This is a genomic window from Nocardioides perillae (assembly GCF_013409425.1).
Taxonomy (GTDB): Bacteria; Actinomycetota; Actinomycetes; order Propionibacteriales; family Nocardioidaceae; genus Nocardioides; species Nocardioides perillae.
Map to the genome: position 1 here is coordinate 2,583,103 of NZ_JACCAC010000001.1, position 15,601 is coordinate 2,598,703.

Below are 15,601 nucleotides of genomic sequence, written 5' to 3' on the forward strand. Positions count from 1 at the left end.
CCCGACCCTACCCCGCGGGGCGGGTGCCGCCGGACCGGCCGGGACCCGAGCCGCGCACCAGTCGGCGGATGCGCTCCCACCGCTCCTTGACGGCCGCCTCGGCGCCCAGGGCCGTCGGTCGGTAGTACTCGGCGTCGGCGACCACGTCGGGGGCGTACTGCTGCTCGGCGATGCCGTAGGGCGCGTCGTGGCTGTAGAGGTAGCCGCCGCCGTGACCCAGGGTCGCGGCCCCGCCGTAGTGCGCGTCGCGCAGGTGGGGCGGGACCGGCCCGATGCGGCCCGCGCGGACGTCGGCCTGGGCGGCGTCGATGGCCCGGGTGACGGCGTTGGACTTCGGCGCCACCGCCAAGGCGATGGTCGCCTGTGCGAGGTTGAAGCGGGCCTCGGGCATGCCGATCAGCTGCACCGCCTGCGCCGCGGCCACGGCGGTGGTGAGGGCGGTGGGGTCGGCGAGGCCGACGTCCTCGCTCGCCAGGACGACGAGCCGGCGCGCGATGAAGCGGGGGTCCTCCCCCGCCTCGACCATGCGCGCGAGGTAGTGCAGCGCGGCGTCCGCGTCGGAGCCCCGCACCGACTTGATGAAGGCGCTGGTCACGTCGTAGTGCTGGTCCCCCTGGCGGTCGTAGCGCACCGCCGCGCGGTCGACCGCGGTCTCGGTGGTGGCCAGGTCGATGCGGTCGGCACCGGTGGCACGCGCGGCGCCGGCGGCCGCCTCGAGGTAGGTCAGGGAGCGGCGGGCGTCGCCGCCGGCCAGCCGCACGAGGTGGTCGCGGGCGTCGTCGTCCAGGGAGAAGGCGCCGGCGAGGCCGCGCTCGTCGACCAGCGCCTGGTCGAGCACCGCGGCGACGTCGTCGTCGGTCAGCGACTCCAGGCGCAGCAGCAGGCTGCGCGAGAGCAGCGGCGAGATGACCGAGAAGAAGGGGTTCTCGGTGGTGGCGGCCACGAGCGTGACCCAGCGGTTCTCCACGCCGGGGAGCAGCGCGTCCTGCTGGGCCTTGGAGAAGCGGTGCACCTCGTCGACGAAGAGCACGGTCTCCTCGCCGCTGTGCACCAGCTCGTGGCGCGCCGCGTCGATGGCGGCGCGCACCTCCTTCACGCCGGCCGACACCGCCGAGACCTCCACGAAGCGGCGCCGGGTCTGCTGGCTCAGGATCGAGGCGATCGTGGTCTTGCCGGTGCCGGGCGGGCCCCACAGCAGCAACGACATGGGCTGGTCGCCCTCGACCAGGCGGCGCAGCGGCGAGCCCTCGGCCCGCAGCTGCTCCTGGCCGACCAGCTCGTCGAGGGTGCGCGGGCGCATCCGCACCGCGAGGGGCGCGGAGGCCGTGGTGTTGGCGCTCAGCGACCCGGCGCCACCACCGGCGCGCGGCCCGGCCGCCCCCGTGGGGACGGCCGGCGCCGGTGCGTCGAAGAGCCCGTCGTCGTCAACCACGACGACAGGGTGTCAGGCGCCCGCCATGGTGCGCCGCTCGAGGTCGAACCAGGTCGAGTCGTAACCCGGCTTGTTGCCCAGGTCGGTCGCCGGGCCGGCGCCGGGGTCGGGGCTGCCCTGGTCGTCGACACCGAGCAGGCGCGCGGTGACCGGCTTGTCGGGGTGCTTGCCCAGCTCGCCCGGGAAGTGGCAGGCGACCTTGTGCCGCTGCCCGATCTGCAGCAGCGGCGGCTCGACCTTGGCGCAGATCTCCTGCGCCATCGGGCACCGGGTGCGGAAGCGGCAGCCCGAGGGCGGGTTGATCGGGCTCGGCACGTCGCCCTCGAGGCGGATGCGCTCGCGCCGGCCGCCGACCGCTGCCTGCTTGATGTCGGGCACGGCCGACAGCAGCGCCTGGGTGTAGGGGTGGTGCGGGCGGGAGTAGAGCGTCTCGCGGTCCGCGATCTCGACGATCTTGCCGAGGTACATCACCGCCACCTCGGGGCAGAAGTGCCGCACGACCGCGAGGTCGTGGGCGATGAAGAGGAAGGCGATGTCGAACTCCTTCTGCAGGTCCTGCAGGAGGTTGATCACCTGGGCCTGGATGGAGACGTCGAGCGCCGAGACCGGCTCGTCGGCCACCAGCAGCTTGGGGTTGAGCGTCAGCGCGCGGGCGATGCCGATGCGCTGGCGCTGACCCCCGGAGAACTCCGAGGGGTAGCGGTTGTAGTGCTCCGGGTTGAGCCCCACGACCTCGAGCAGCTCCTGCACCCGGTCGAGCACCTTGTCCTTGGGCACGACGCCGTGCACCAGCAGCGGTGCCCCGACGATCGCGCCGACGGTGTGGCGCGGGTTCAGCGAGGTGTAGGGGTCCTGGAAGATCATCTGCACGTCGCGGCGGTAGGGCTTCATGCCGCGGTTGGACAGCGTCGCCAGGTCGACGGCCTCGCTGCCGTCGTGGCCGCCGAAGCGCATCGCGCCGCCGGTCGGCTCGTAGAGCCGGGTGATCAGCCGGCCGGTGGTCGACTTGCCGCAGCCGGACTCGCCGACCAGGCCGAGCGAGCCGCCGCGCGGCACCTGGAAGGACACGCCGTCGACGGCCTGCACGTGGCCGATCGTGCGGCGCACGAGGCCGGAGGACTTCACCGGGAACCACATCTTCAGGTCCTCGACCTCGAGGACCGGGGGCGCCGTCGGGTCGAGCCGGCTCGGGGCGTGCGGCTCGAGGACGTGCTGCAGCGCCTCGGCCGAGTCGAGCTCGGCGGGGCTCACTGCGGGGCCCGCCTCCGGGCTGCGGTCGGACGTCTGGGACATCACGCCTCCTTCGACGCGGCCGCGGCGGCGTCGGGGTCGATCACGGGGAGCACCTCGGAGAGGAAGACCCGGTCGGGGTCGGTGAGGTGGCAGCGCTTGAGGTGCCCGGGGCCGCGCCCGCCGGGGGCGAGGGCGGGCAGCTCGGTGACGCAGCGGTCGCCCTCCACCTTGTCCTGGTGCACGCACCGCGGGTGGAAGGGGCACCCCGTGGGCGGGGCCAGCAGGCTCGGCGGGTTGCCGGGGATCGGCACCAGGCGCGAGTCGGTCGAGGCCGTCACGTCGGGCACGCTCGAGAGCAGGCCCCAGGTGTAGGGCATCTCGGGGTGGGTCAGGATCTCCTTGCCCGCGCCGTACTCGACGCAGCGCCCGGAGTACATCACCAGCACGTCGTCGGCCACCTCGGCGATGACGCCGAGGTCGTGGGTGATCATGATGATCGCGGAGTCGAACTCGCGCTGCAGGTCCTGCAGCAGGTCGAGGATCTGCGCCTGCACCGTCACGTCGAGCGCGGTGGTCGGCTCGTCGGCGATGAGCAGCGACGGGTCGTTGATGAGGCCCATCGCGATCATGGCCCGCTGGCGCATGCCGCCGGAGAACTGGTGCGGGAAGTCGTCGGCGCGGCGGTCGGGCTGCGGGATGCCCACCCGGTCGAGCATCTCGACGGCGCGGCGGCGCGCCTCGCGCTTCGTGGCCTTCGGGTGGTGGGCGAGGTAGGCCTCCGCGAGCTGGCCACCCACCTTGTAGAAGGGGTGCAGCGCCGCCAGGGCGTCCTGGAAGATCATCGCCATCGCGTTGCCGCGCAGCGTGCGCATCCGGTCCTCGCCCAGGCCCACGACCTCCTGGCCGTCGACCTTGATCGAGCCCGTGATGCGCGAGCGCTTCGGGTCGTGCAGCCCCATGACCGCCATCGACGACACGGACTTCCCGGAGCCGGACTCCCCCACGATGCCGAGGGTCTTGCCCTTCTCGACGGTGTAGGACAGGCCCTGGACGGCGGTCAGCCACCCGTCGCCGGTCGGGAACTGCACGGTCAGGTCCTCGACGACGAGGAACGGGTCACCCGAGGGGCGCCGGGTCGCGGCGCCCGCCGAGGTGGGCTGGCGGTCCAGCTGGGTCACGAGAGCCTCACACGGGGGTCGAGGATGCTGTAGACGACGTCGACCAGCAGGTTGCTGGTGATGATGATGACGGCGCCGAAGAGGGCGGCCGCCTGCACGATCGGCAGGTCGCGCGTGCCGACGGCGGCGAGGGCCCACAGGCCGATGCCGTTGATGTCGAAGATGCGCTCGGTGAAGATCGTGCCGGCGAAGAGCACGCCGATGTCGATGCCGAAGATCGTGACCACCGGCACCAGCGCGGCGCGCAGGCCGTGCTTGTAGACCACCGTGCGCGTCGGGAGGCCCTTGGCCTTCGCCGTGCGGATGTAGTCCTCGCCCAGGGTCTCGACCATGGCACCGCGCGTGAAGCGGGTGTACTGCGTCGCACCGAAGATGCCCAGCGCCACCCAGGCCAGCAACATGCCGGTGAACCACCTGGCAGGGTTCTCCGTGATCGGGAAGTAGCCGGTGTCGCTGATGACCGGCACCTCGTTGATGACGGTGGCGTAGAGGAAGATCAGCAGCGCGAAGAGGTAGTAGGGCACCGAGTTCAAGATGAGGAACGAGCTCACCAGGGCCTTGTCGGCGAGGGTGCCACGGCGCCGCGCCGCGGCCACGCCGATCGGCACGCCGAAGAGCAGGTAGAGCGCCCCACCGCCGATGGCGACCGAGGCGGTCGCGGGGAGCCGGGACTTCAGCTCCTCCCAGACGGGGGCGCGGGTGGTGTAGGCGTAGCCCAGGCAGGGCGCGTCGCACTGGTAGACCAGCTGCTCGCTGAAGGCGATCTCGCGCCCGGCGACGACGCCCTTGAGGAACTGGCCGTACTGGTCGAGCATCGGCTGGTCGTAGCCGAGCGCCCGCTCGAAGCGCTCCAGCGCCTCGGGTGAGCACCGGTTGCTGGTGTCGCGCTCGCAGATCGGCTGTGCCGGGCTCGACGGCCCGTACCAGAACAGCGCGAAGATCGCGAGGGACATCAGCAGGATGACGAGGAAGCCGGCGAGCGCCCGCTTCACGACGTAGGCGAACATCTGCTCCTGCTCTCGGGTCCTTCGTGGCTGTCGGGTGAGGGCCTCCCGGTCCGGGAGGCCCCCACCCGACAGCGGTGGTCGTGAACCGGCTCAGGTCGAGCCGGTCACCGGGCGTGCGTCACTGGGTGACGAAGAGGCCCTTGTAGTACGGGGCACCGATCGCGCCGTCGCCGACGCCGTTGCCGATCTTCTCGCCGAACATGAACAGGTCGTTGCGGAAGGCCGTGGGGATGATCGGGAAGTACTCCGTCTGCATCTCCTCGTCGATCGCGCCCCACTCGGCGGCCTGCTCCTCGAGCGGCAGGTTGACGACGTTCTCCATGCGCTCGTCGAGCGCGGGCTCGGAGAAGCCACCGGTGTTGTAGGTGGCGTCCGTCTTCGTCAGCGGCGGGATCATCGTCAGGCCGGAGGGCCAGTCGGAGCACCAGTTGACGCCGCGCAGGTTGAGGCTCTGGTTGACCTTGTTGTCGGGGTCGAGCCAGGTGTTGTAGGGCGAGTCCTGGGTCGGGATCGCGGTGACCTTGAAGCCGGCCTCCTCGAGACCCGCGGTCAGCTGCTTCTGGGCCTCGACCTGCAGCGGGTCGGACTCGAAGTAGATCATGCGCAGCTCGTACTCGCCGGGCTCGTAGCCCTCCTCGGCCAGCAGCTCCTTGGCCCGCTCGGGCTGGTAGGTGATCTGCTCACCGTCGACGAAGTAGTCCGGCTTGCCGGCCATGCCCGGGGGCATGATCGAGTTGGCGGGGACGCGGGTCACGCCGGGGACCTCACCCGAGGTCAGCCAGACGTTCTCGTAGTCGTAGCCGTAGGCGATCGCCTTGCGGATGTTGAGGGTGGTCTTCTCGTACACGGGGTACAGGAAGCTCGTGCACTGCGAGGACTGCTGGACCAGGCGGTCTTCGAGCTCCTGGCTGATGCGCGCGTAGTTCGCCGAGCCGGCACCGGTCGAGACCGCGGTCTGCGAGTCGGTGTTGCCGCTCAGGAAGATCTGGTCGACGGTGTTCTGGTCGGCCTCGAACTTGAAGATGTAGCGGTCCGGGTACTGCGTGCGGGCCGGGTCGCTGGCGGGGTCCCACTGCTCGTTGCGGACGAGCACGAGCTCCTCGGTGGGCCGGAACGACTCGATCTTGTAGGGACCGGTCGACAGCGGCTTCTGGCCGTAGGCCGGCGGGTTCGAGACCTTGCCGGTGGGCACGGGGCCCATGGCCATGAAGGCGCCCCAGTAGTCCATGTCGGGGAACGGCTTGGACATCTCGATGATGACGTCGTTGCCCTCGGCCCGGACGGACTCGTAGTCCTCGTTGGGCTCGGTGTAAGGGCCCTGGTACTCGTCGGCGCCGGCGAAGTAGGCGGCGGAGTACTCGGTGCCGGGGCCACCGGGGAAGGTCTCGACGTCGAGCGAGCGCTTGATGCCGAAGGCGACCTCCTCGGCGGTGACGGGCTTGCCGTCCTCCCACGTCGCGTCGTCACGGATCGTGAACGTCCACTGCGTGAAGTCCTCGTTGGGCGTGCCGAGGTCGGTCGCCAGGTCGGGGACCAGGACCATCTCGCCGTCGTCGTTGCGCTTGTACTGCGTCAGCGAGCGGGTGGTGAGGGCCTGCTGGATCGAGTTGCCGGTCACGGACCAGCCCTCGGTCGGGTCGAGGGTGTCGGGACCCGGGTCGCCGGGGAGGTAGACCGTGACGGTCCCGCCCTCGGTGGCGCCCTCGATCTCGACCGGGCCGGTGGCCTCGGCGTCCTTCGAGCCGCCGTCCTGCTCTCCGAACTCGCGCTCCGTCGTGGTCCCGCTGCCGCCGTTGCCGCCGCCACAGGCAGCGAGGGCGAGCATGGAGGTACCGACGACGAAGGCAAGAGGCTTGCTTCGCTTCATCGTGTCCAGCCTTTCTGGGTTGTGTCGTGCGGCCGGGTGCGCCGACCAGTCACGTCTGTCGCCGGCTCAGCGGCGGGTCTTGGGGTCCAGGGCGTCGCGGATGGCGTCGCCGAGGAGGTTGAGCGCGATGACCAGCACGACGATGCCGATCAGCGGCTGCCACAGGAAGAGCGGGTAGAGCTCGAAGTACTGGGTGGCGCGGAGGATGGTCTGGCCCCAGGACTGCCCCGTCGTGATGCCGAGGCCGAGGTAGGCCAGGGCCGCCTCCGAGGCGACGAAGACCGGCAGCATCAGCGAGACCGAGACCACGATCGGTGCGGCGAGGTTGGGCAGCAGCTCCTTGGTCAGGATGCGCCGGGTCGGCATGCCGAGCACGCGGGCGGCCTGCACGAACTCGCGCTCGCGCAGCGACAGCACCTCGCCGCGCACGAGGCGGGCGACGCTCATCCAGCCGAAGCCGGCCAGGATCGCCACGAGCCCCCAGAACTGCACCCGGGCGTAGAGCTCGGGGTTGATCGCGAACCGCTGGTTGATGATCGGGGCGAGGACCAGCGCGGCGAGCAGGAAGGGGATGGTGAGGAAGAAGTCGATGACGAAGGACACGATCCGGTCGACCCAGCCGCCGAGGAAGCCGGCGAGCAGGCCCAGGGTCACGCCGATGAGGGTGGCGAAGAGGGTCGCCATGCCGGCGACGCTGAGCGACGTGCGCGCGCCGTAGAGCCAGAAGGCCAGGTTGTCGTTGCCGCTCTGCGGCGCCAGGCCGAAGGGGTGGTCGGGGTCGAATCCGCCGTTGGGCGGGCCCTCCAGCGGCAGCAGCGTGGTGATGTCGAGGACCTCGGTGGGCCGGCCGCGCTCGAGCGAGACGCCCACGAGGTCGCAGATGACGCCGGCGAAGACCGCCAGGAAGACGAAGATCCCCACGATGACCAGGCAGAGCAGCGCGACCTTGTCGTGCAGCAGCCGGTCGGCGGCGATGCGCAGCGGGGAGCGGCCCTCGACACCCGCAGACGTGCGGGCCTCCTTCTTCCGGTCGCGACGGCCGGCCCGGCCGCTGGTGGGCGGCTCGGCGCCGGTGGCGCCGCTCTCACGCTCGAGCGGTGTGCCTCCAGCCGGTGTCGACATGCTCTCCCCATCACTTCGGCGGGTGGCCCCGCGAGGCGCCCCGAGAGGGGCGTCGTACGTCGTGGCGCAGCCCGCGCCGACGGCGACTCTAGGTGCTGCCGACCCCGGGGACGATCACTCGCGAGTAACGATCCGGACACGACGACCGGGCCCCACCGCGGGGTGGGACGCCGACGGCCGGGCCCCGCGAGGGGACCCGGCCGCGGCGCGACGTGCCGCAGGTCAGGCCGTCGGCGCGCCGGCCTGCTGCGGACGGGCGTCGACGCCGGCCTCCTTGCGCTGCTGCGCGGTGATCGGGGCCGGGGCCGCGGTGAGCGGGTCGAAGCCGCCGCCCGACTTGGGGAAGGCGATGACGTCGCGGATGGAGTCGCTGCCGGCCAGCAGCGCCACGATCCGGTCCCAGCCGAAGGCGATGCCGCCGTGCGGCGGCGCGCCGTACTTGAAGGCGTCGAGGAGGAAGCCGAACTTCTCCTGCGCCTCCTCCTCCTCGATCCCCATCACCGCGAACACGCGCTTCTGCACGTCCTCGCGGTGGATGCGGATGGAGCCGCCGCCGATCTCGTTGCCGTTGCAGACGATGTCGTAGGCCCACGCCAGGGCGCTGCCGGGGTCGGAGTCGAAGGTCTCGAGGTCCTTCGGCGAGGTGAAGGCGTGGTGCACCGCGGTCCACGCACCCGAGCCCACCGCGACGTCGCCGGCGGCCGTGGCGTCGCCGGTCGGCTCGAAGAGCGGGGCGTCGACGACCCACAGGAAGCTCCACGCGTCCTCGTCGATGAGCCCGCAGCGGCGCCCGACCTCGAGGCGCGCCGCGCCGAGCAGTGCCCGGCTCGGCTTGGCGGCGCCGGCGGCGAAGAACACGCAGTCCCCCGGCTCGGCGCCGACGTGCGCGGCGAGCCCGGCCGCCTCGGTCTCGCTGATGTTCTTGGCGACCGGGCCGGTGAGGGTCCCGTCCTCCTGCACCAGCACGTAGGCCAGCCCGCGGGCGCCGCGCTGCTTGGCCCACTCCTGCCACGCGTCGAGCTGCTTGCGGGGCTGGCCGGCGCCGCCCGGCATCACGACCGCGCCGACGTAGTCGGCCTGGAAGACCCGGAAGGGCGTGTCGCGGAAGTAGTCGGTGCACTCGACCAGCTCCTGACCCATGCGCAGGTCGGGCTTGTCGCTGCCGTAGCGCGCCATCGCCTCGGCGTAGGTCATGCGCGGCAGCGGCGTGGGCACCTCGTGGCCGACCAGCGCCCACAGCGCGGTGAGGATCTCCTCGGCGACCGCGATGACGTCGTCCTGCTCGACGAAGCTCATCTCGAGGTCGAGCTGGGTGAACTCGGGCTGGCGGTCGGCGCGGAAGTCCTCGTCGCGGTAGCACCGGGCGATCTGGAAGTAGCGCTCCATGCCGGCGACCATGAGCAGCTGCTTGAAGAGCTGGGGGCTCTGCGGCAGGGCGTACCAGCTGCCGGGCTGCAGCCGGGCGGGCACCAGGAAGTCGCGGGCGCCCTCGGGGGTCGAGCGGGTCAGCGTCGGGGTCTCGACCTCGACGAAGTCGTGGCGGTCGAGCACGTCGCGGGCGGCCTTGTTGACCTTGCTGCGCAGGCGCAGCGCGGCGCCGGGGCCGCTGCGGCGCAGGTCGAGGTAGCGGTGACGCAGCCGCGCCTCCTCCCCCACGTCGACGTGGTCGTCGATGGGGAACGGCAGCGGCGCGGCGGCGCTGAGCACCTCGAGCTCGTCGGTGATCACCTCGACCTCGCCGGTGGGCAGGGCCGGGTTGGCGTTGCCCTCGGGCCTCAGGGCCACCTCGCCGGTGACCTTGAGGCAGTACTCGTTGCGCAGCGCGTGGGCCACCTCCTCGTCGCGGACGACGACCTGGACGACGCCGCTGGCCTCGCGCAGGTCGAGGAAGGCGACGCCGCCGTGGTCGCGGCGGCGCGCGACCCAGCCGGCGAGGGTGACGGTCTGGCCGACGTGCTCCGGGCGCAGGGCGCCGGCGTCGTGGGTGCGGATCACGGGGTTGTCTCCTCGAGGTTCACCGCGACGACCTGCGGGCGCAGGTCCGCGGGCGGCGGGGTCCAGGTGGCCGGGTCGGCGTCGACCTGCTCCCCGCTGCGGATGTCCTTGACCTGGTGGGTCCCGTCGGCCTGGGGGAACCAGACGTACGGGATGCCCCGACGCTCGGCGTAGCGGATCTGCTTGCCGAACTTCTGGGCGGAGGCGGCCACCTCGCACGGCACGCGGCGCGCGCGCAGCGAGGCGGCCACCGCATCGCTGGCGTGGCGGGAGTCCTCGTCGGCCAGGGCGACGAGGACCGCGCTCGGGACCGGTCGGCTGCCGGCGAGGACGCCGTCGGCCAGCAGCGGGACCAGGCTGCGGGAGACCCCGAAGGAGACGCCCACGCCCGGGTAGGTGGTCCGGCCGTCGCTGGCCAGCGCGTCGTACCGCCCGCCACCGCCCACCGACTTCAGCCGCTCGTAGCCGGCCATGAAGATCTCCACGACGGTGCCGGTGTAGTAGTCGAGGCCGCGTGCGATGCGCAGGTCGGCCTCGACCGTGACGTGGCGCCGCTCCCCCGCCGCGCAGCCGGCCACCACGGCCTCGAGCTCGGCGAGCCCCTCGTCGAGGAGCGGGTCGGCCACGCCGAGGGCCCGCACCCGCGCGACGAAGGAGGTGTCGGCGGTGCGGATCGTGGCGAGGTCGAGGCAGCGCTGCGCCTGCTCGGGGGTGGCGCCCGCGTCGGCGACCAGCAGCCGCGCCACCTCGTCGGCCGGGAGCTTGTCGAGCTTGTCGACCGTGCGGATCGCCGCGACGACGTCGGGCACGCCGAGGCCCTGGTAGAAGCCCTGGATCAGCTTGCGGTTGTTGAACTGGAAGCTCAGCGCGGGCAGGGGCAGTGCGTCGAGCGCCTCCACCATCACCCGCATCACCTCGACGTCGTGGTGGAAGGGCAGCTCGCCCTTGCCGACCACGTCGACGTCGGCCTGGGTGAACTGGCGGTAGCGGCCCTCCTGCGGTCGCTCGCCGCGCCACGCCGGCTGCACCTGGTAGCGGCGGAACGGGAACTCCAGGTGGCCCGCGTGCTCGAGGACGTAGCGGGCGAAGGGGACGGTGAGGTCGAAGTGCAGCCCCAGTCCGGTGCCGGCGCCGCCCTCCTCCTGCTGCAGGCGCTCGAGCAGGTAGACCTCCTTCGAGGTCTCCCCCTTGCCGAGCAGCACCTCGACCGGCTCGACGGCACGGGTCTCGACGTTGGTGAAGCCGTGGAGCTCGAAGGTGTCCGAGAGCGAGGCGACGACGGCGCGCTCGACCACGCGGTCGGCAGGCAGCAGCTCGGGGAAGCCGCTCAGCGGCTGGTGCTTGGGCACGGACTCACAGCCCTCGGGTGACGGGAGGGGTGTCCTCCAGGTCGAGCAGGAACGGGTTGGTGGCGCGCTCGCGGCCGATCGAGGTCTGCTCGCCGTGGCCGGGCAGCACCACCACGTCGTCGGCCAGCGGCAGCACCTTGTCGCGCAGGCTGCGCAGCATCGTGGGGTGGTCTCCCCCCGGCAGGTCGGTGCGCCCGATCGACCCGGCGAAGAGCAGGTCGCCGGAGAACATCACCTCGGAGACCTCCGGCACGTCGTAGGGCGTGCGGAAGGTGACCGAGCCCTCCGTGTGGCCCGGCGCGTGGTCGACGACGAAGCGCAGCCCGGCCAGCTCGAGCACCTGCAGGTCGGCCAGCTCGCGCACGTCGTCGGGCTCGGCCCACTCGTAGGAGCCGCCCAGCAGCATGGAGGTGGTCTCGCGCGACATCCCGGCCATCGGGTCGCTCAGCAGGTGGCGGTCGGCGGGGTGCACCCACGCGGTCGCGTCGTAGGTGCCGGCGACCGGCGCCACGCACCACACGTGGTCCACGTGGCCGTGGGTGACGAGCACGGAGACCGGCTTGAGGCGGTGCTCGCGCACCACCTGGGCGACCCCGTCGGCGGAGTCCTTGCCGGGGTCGACCACGACGCACTCGCTGCCCGGGCCCGTGGCCACGACGTAGCAGTTGGTGCCCCACGGACCTGCGGGGAATCCGGCGATCAGCACCCCCGCACACTAGCGAGGCGACACCCCCGGCGACGAACCGGTTCGCGCGGCCCCGGCTCGCGCTCACCCCCTGGTTAGCATGGGCGCGCCCCGCGCGGCGTGCGGGCGCGAAGGCGGACGCAGCACCGACCAGCACGACGCGAGCGAAGAGGACGAGCCTGTGACGGCACATGAGTGGGGACGGGTCGCCGAGGACGGCACGGTCTACGTGCGGACCGCCGACGGCGAGCGCGCGGTCGGTTCCTACCCCGAGGGCACCCCCGAGGAGGCCCTGCACTTCTTCACCGAGCGCTACGCCGCGCTCGCCTTCGAGGTGGAGCTGCTCGAGAAGCGTGTCAACGGCGGCAAGCTGAGCCCCGACGAGGCCGCGACGTCGGTCAAGACCGTGCGCGAGCAGGTGGTCGACGCCCACGCGGTGGGCGACCTCGACTCCCTCGCCGGCCGGCTCGACGCCCTCGGCCCCGTCATCGCGGTCCAGCGCGAGGCCCGCAAGGCCGAGCGCGCCCAGAAGGTCGCGGCCGCCAAGCAGGCCAAGGAGCGCATCGTCGTCGAGGCGGAGTCGATCGCCGAGGGCAGCGACTGGCGCAGCGGCGCCAACCGGCTGCGCGACCTGCTCGAGGAGTGGAAGGCGCTCCCCCGCCTCGACCGTCCCTCCGACGACGCGCTCTGGCGCCGCTTCTCCTCCGCGCGCACCTCCTACACCCGGCGCCGCAAGGCCCACTTCGCCGAGCTCAACGAGAAGCGCGAGGGCGCCCGCGCGGTCAAGGAGCGTCTGGCCAGCGAGGCCGAGGCCCTCGCCGGCTCCACGGAGTGGGGCCCGACCGCCGGCCGCTTCCGCGACCTGATGCGCGACTGGAAGGCCGCCGGCCCCGCCCCCCGCGAGGTCGACGACAAGCTCTGGAAGCGCTTCCGGGGCGCCCAGGACCAGTTCTTCGCCGCCCGCGACGCGGCGAACGCCGAGCTCGACCAGGAGTTCGCCGGCAACGCCGAGGTCAAGGAGCGGCTGCTCGTCGAGGCCGAGGCGTTGCTGCCCGTCACCGACGTCGAGGCGGCCAAGCGCGCCTTCCGCGACATCGCCGAGAAGTGGGACGCCGCCGGCAAGGTGCCGCGCGACCGGATGAAGGAGCTCGAGGGCCGCATCCGCAAGGTCGAGCAGGCCATCCGCTCCGTCGAGGACGAGCAGTGGCGGCGCAGCGACCCCGAGAAGTCCGCGCGCGCGGACGACATGGTGGCCAAGCTCGAGCGCGGCATCGCCGACCTCGAGGCCGACCTCGAGCGGGCCCGCGCCGCCGGCGACGCCGGCAGGGTCTCGCGCCTCGGGGGTGACCTCGAGTCGCGCCGCACCTTCCTCGAGATGGCCCGCAAGGCCGCCGCCGACTTCTCGTAGCCCGACCCGCGAACCCGCGATCGAGGGACGAGGTCGCGCGAGGTGGAGTGCCCGCCGACACGTCCCTCGTCGTCGGCTACTGCGTGACGCGGTAGGCGTCGAAGACGCCGGGGACGGCACGGACGGCCTTGAGCACCGTGTCGAGGTGCATCGCGTCGCCCATCTCGAAGGAGAAGCGCGACTTCGCGACCCGGTCGCGGGTGGTGCTGAGGGTCGCGCTGAGGATGTTCACGTGCGCGTCGCTGAGCGCCATGGTGATGTCGGAGAGCAGGCGGGCGCGGTCGAGCGCCTCGACCTGGATGTTGACCAGGAAGGTCGACTGCGAGGTCGGCGCCCACTCGACGTCGAGGAGCCGCTCGGGCTGGCCCTGCAGGTGGGTGGCGTTGGTGCAGTCGCGTCGGTGCACCGAGACACCACCGCCCTTGGTGACGAAGCCGAGGATCGGGTCGGGCGGCACGGGAGTGCAGCACTTCGCGAGCTTGACCCACAGGTCGGCGACGCCCTTGACCACGACGCCGGAGTCGGTGCTCCGCGGCGTCGCGCTGCGCCGGCTCCGGCGACCGGTGATCGTGACGGCCTCGGCGAGGTCCTCCGCCGCCCCCTCGCTGCCGCCGTGCAGCTCGAGCACGTGGCGCACGACGGCCTGGGCCGAGAGGTTGTTCTCGCCGACGGCGGCGTAGAGGGCGGTGATGTCGGCGAGCTTGTAGTGCACGGCCGCCTGGGTGAGCGTGTCGTGGCTCAGCAACCGCTTGAGGGGCAGCCCCTCCTTGCGCATCTGCCGGGCGATCGCGTCCTTGCCGCGCTCGACCGCCTCCTCGCGCCGCTCCTTGGTGAAGTGCTGGCGGATCTTGTTGCGGGCGCGCGGCGACTTGACGAAGGCGAGCCAGTCGCGTGACGGCCCCGCCGTGGGGGCCTTCGAGGTGAACACCTCGACGACGTCGCCGTTGTCGAGGGTCGACTCGAGCGGCACCAGCCGCCCGTTGACCCGCGAGCCGATCGTGTGGTGGCCGACCTCGGTGTGCACGGCGTAGGCGAAGTCGACCGGGGTCGCACCCACCGGGAGCGCGATGACGTCGCCGCGCGGGGTGAAGACGTAGACCTCGGCGCGGTTGATCTCGAAGCGCAGCGACTCGAGGAACTCGCCCGGGTCCTCGACCTCGGACTGCCAGTCCAGCAGCTGGCGCACCCACGACATGTCGTCCATGTCGCCGCGGCGCTCGGTGTCGACGCCGGCGCGGCCGTCCTCCTTGTACTTCCAGTGCGCCGCGACGCCGTACTCCGCGCGGCGGTGCTGGGCGAAGGTGCGGATCTGCACCTCGACCGGCTTGCCCTGCGGCCCGATGACGGTCGTGTGCAGCGACTGGTACATGTTGAACTTCGGCATCGCGACGTAGTCCTTGAACCGCCCGAGCACGGGGTTCCACCGCGAGTGGAGCACGCCGAGCGCGGAGTAGCAGTCGCGGTCCTCGTCGACGAGGATGCGGATGCCGACCAGGTCGTAGATGTCGGAGAACTCCCGGCCCCCGACGATCATCTTCTGGTAGATCGAGTAGTAGTGCTTCGGCCGCCCGGTGACCTTGGCCTTGATGCGGGCGTCGCGCAGGTCGGACTCCACGCGCTGGATCACCTCGGCGAGGAACTGGTCGCGCGACGGCGCGCGCTCGGCCACGAGCCGCACGATCTCGTCGTAGATCTTGGGGTGGAGCGTGGCGAAGGCGAGGTCCTCGAGCTCCCACTTGAGGGTGTTCATGCCGAGCCGGTGCGCCAGCGGGGCGTAGATGTCGAGGGTCTCGCGGGCCTTGCGCTCCTGGGTCTCCTGCTTGACGTAGCGCAGCGTGCGCATGTTGTGCAGCCGGTCGGCCAGCTTGATGACGAGCACGCGGATGTCGCGGCTCATCGCGACGATCATCTTGCGGATGGTCTCGGCCTGGGCGGAGTCGCCGTACTGCACCTTGTCGAGCTTGGTGACGCCGTCGACGAGCAGGGCGACCTCGTCGCCGAAGTCGGTGCGCAGCTGCTCGAGGGTGTAGGGCGTGTCCTCGACCGTGTCGTGCAGCAGGGCCGCGCACAGCGTCGGCTCGGTCATGCCGATGTCGGCGAGGATCGTGGTCACGGCCAGCGGGTGGGTGATGTAGGGGTCACCGCTCTTGCGCATCTGCCCGTCGTGCATGCGCTCCGCGACGGCGTACGCCCGTTCGATCAGCGCGAGGTCGGCCTTCGGGTGGTTGGCGCGCACCGCCCGGAAGAGCGGCTCGAGGACCGGGTTGGCCGACGGCGCGCGGGTGCCGATGCGCGCCAGGCGGGCCCGCATGCCCCGGGCCGAGG

11 protein-coding genes are annotated in these 15,601 nt (G+C 72.0%); 1 reads left to right on the forward strand and 10 read right to left on the reverse strand.

Annotation, left to right across the window (positions count from 1 at the left end):
* Positions 1 to 7: 7 nt before the first annotated feature.
* From BJ989_RS12040 to BJ989_RS12080, 9 genes are all read right to left on the reverse strand, one after another.
* Positions 8 to 1,432 carry a replication-associated recombination protein A gene (locus BJ989_RS12040; RefSeq protein WP_425489993.1) on the reverse strand — a complete coding sequence of 475 codons (1,425 nt, stop codon included), beginning with the start codon at positions 1,430 to 1,432 and terminating at the stop codon, positions 8 to 10.
* A 12-nt stretch (positions 1,433 to 1,444) separates the two neighbouring features.
* Positions 1,445 to 2,725: an ABC transporter ATP-binding protein gene (locus BJ989_RS12045; RefSeq protein ID WP_179518414.1), complete on the reverse strand. Its 1,281-nt coding sequence runs from the start codon at positions 2,723 to 2,725 to the stop codon at positions 1,445 to 1,447.
* Entirely contained in the window at positions 2,725 to 3,834 is a 1,110-nt protein-coding gene (locus BJ989_RS12050) for an ABC transporter ATP-binding protein (RefSeq protein ID WP_218849378.1), read from the reverse strand. Before BJ989_RS12050 ends, BJ989_RS12045 begins: the two co-directional genes overlap by 1 nt.
* A gap of 5 nt (positions 3,835 to 3,839) precedes the next feature.
* Positions 3,840 to 4,850 carry an ABC transporter permease gene (locus tag BJ989_RS12055; protein ID WP_179518416.1) on the reverse strand — a complete coding sequence of 337 codons (1,011 nt, stop codon included), beginning with the start codon at positions 4,848 to 4,850 and terminating at the stop codon, positions 3,840 to 3,842.
* Positions 4,851 to 4,968: 118 nt separating this feature from the next.
* Positions 4,969 to 6,717 carry an ABC transporter substrate-binding protein gene (locus tag BJ989_RS12060; protein WP_179518417.1) on the reverse strand — a complete coding sequence of 583 codons (1,749 nt, stop codon included), beginning with the start codon at positions 6,715 to 6,717 and terminating at the stop codon, positions 4,969 to 4,971.
* 66 nt (positions 6,718 to 6,783) lie between these two features.
* Complete coding sequence (locus BJ989_RS12065; RefSeq protein ID WP_179518418.1) at positions 6,784 to 7,839, reverse strand: ABC transporter permease; 1,056 nt, start codon at positions 7,837 to 7,839, stop codon at positions 6,784 to 6,786.
* A gap of 222 nt (positions 7,840 to 8,061) precedes the next feature.
* Positions 8,062 to 9,834: an aspartate--tRNA ligase gene (gene aspS, locus BJ989_RS12070; protein WP_179518419.1), complete on the reverse strand. Its 1,773-nt coding sequence runs from the start codon at positions 9,832 to 9,834 to the stop codon at positions 8,062 to 8,064.
* Positions 9,831 to 11,183 carry a histidine--tRNA ligase gene (gene hisS / locus BJ989_RS12075; protein WP_179518420.1) on the reverse strand — a complete coding sequence of 451 codons (1,353 nt, stop codon included), beginning with the start codon at positions 11,181 to 11,183 and terminating at the stop codon, positions 9,831 to 9,833. Before hisS ends, aspS begins: the two co-directional genes overlap by 4 nt.
* A 4-nt stretch (positions 11,184 to 11,187) precedes the next feature.
* Positions 11,188 to 11,889 carry an MBL fold metallo-hydrolase gene (locus tag BJ989_RS12080; RefSeq protein WP_179518421.1) on the reverse strand — a complete coding sequence of 234 codons (702 nt, stop codon included), beginning with the start codon at positions 11,887 to 11,889 and terminating at the stop codon, positions 11,188 to 11,190.
* Between the two features lie 160 nt (positions 11,890 to 12,049).
* Here BJ989_RS12080 and BJ989_RS12085 point away from each other — a divergent pair, with 160 nt between their 5' ends.
* Entirely contained in the window at positions 12,050 to 13,276 is a 1,227-nt protein-coding gene (locus BJ989_RS12085; RefSeq protein ID WP_343049313.1) for a DUF349 domain-containing protein, read from the forward strand.
* A gap of 76 nt (positions 13,277 to 13,352) precedes the next feature.
* Here the strand turns inward: BJ989_RS12085 and BJ989_RS12090 are convergent, their stop codons facing one another.
* A complete protein-coding gene (locus BJ989_RS12090) occupies positions 13,353 to 15,587 on the reverse strand; it encodes a RelA/SpoT family protein (RefSeq protein WP_179519590.1) in 2,235 nt (744 codons plus the stop codon).
* Between the last annotated feature and the right edge of the window lie 14 nt (positions 15,588 to 15,601).

Bases quoted from the DNA above. Each gene is read 5' to 3' on its own strand.
- BJ989_RS12060 (WP_179518417.1), bottom strand. From the start codon at position 6,717: ATGAAGCGAAGCAAGCCTCTTGCCTTCGTCGTCGGTACCTCCATGCTC.
- BJ989_RS12055 (WP_179518416.1), bottom strand. From the start codon at position 4,850: ATGTTCGCCTACGTCGTGAAGCGGGCGCTCGCCGGCTTCCTCGTCATC.
- BJ989_RS12090 (WP_179519590.1), bottom strand. From the start codon at position 15,587: ATGCGGGCCCGCCTGGCGCGCATCGGCACCCGCGCGCCGTCGGCCAAC.
- BJ989_RS12045 (WP_179518414.1), bottom strand. From the start codon at position 2,725: ATGTCCCAGACGTCCGACCGCAGCCCGGAGGCGGGCCCCGCAGTGAGC.
- BJ989_RS12065 (WP_179518418.1), bottom strand. From the start codon at position 7,839: ATGTCGACACCGGCTGGAGGCACACCGCTCGAGCGTGAGAGCGGCGCC.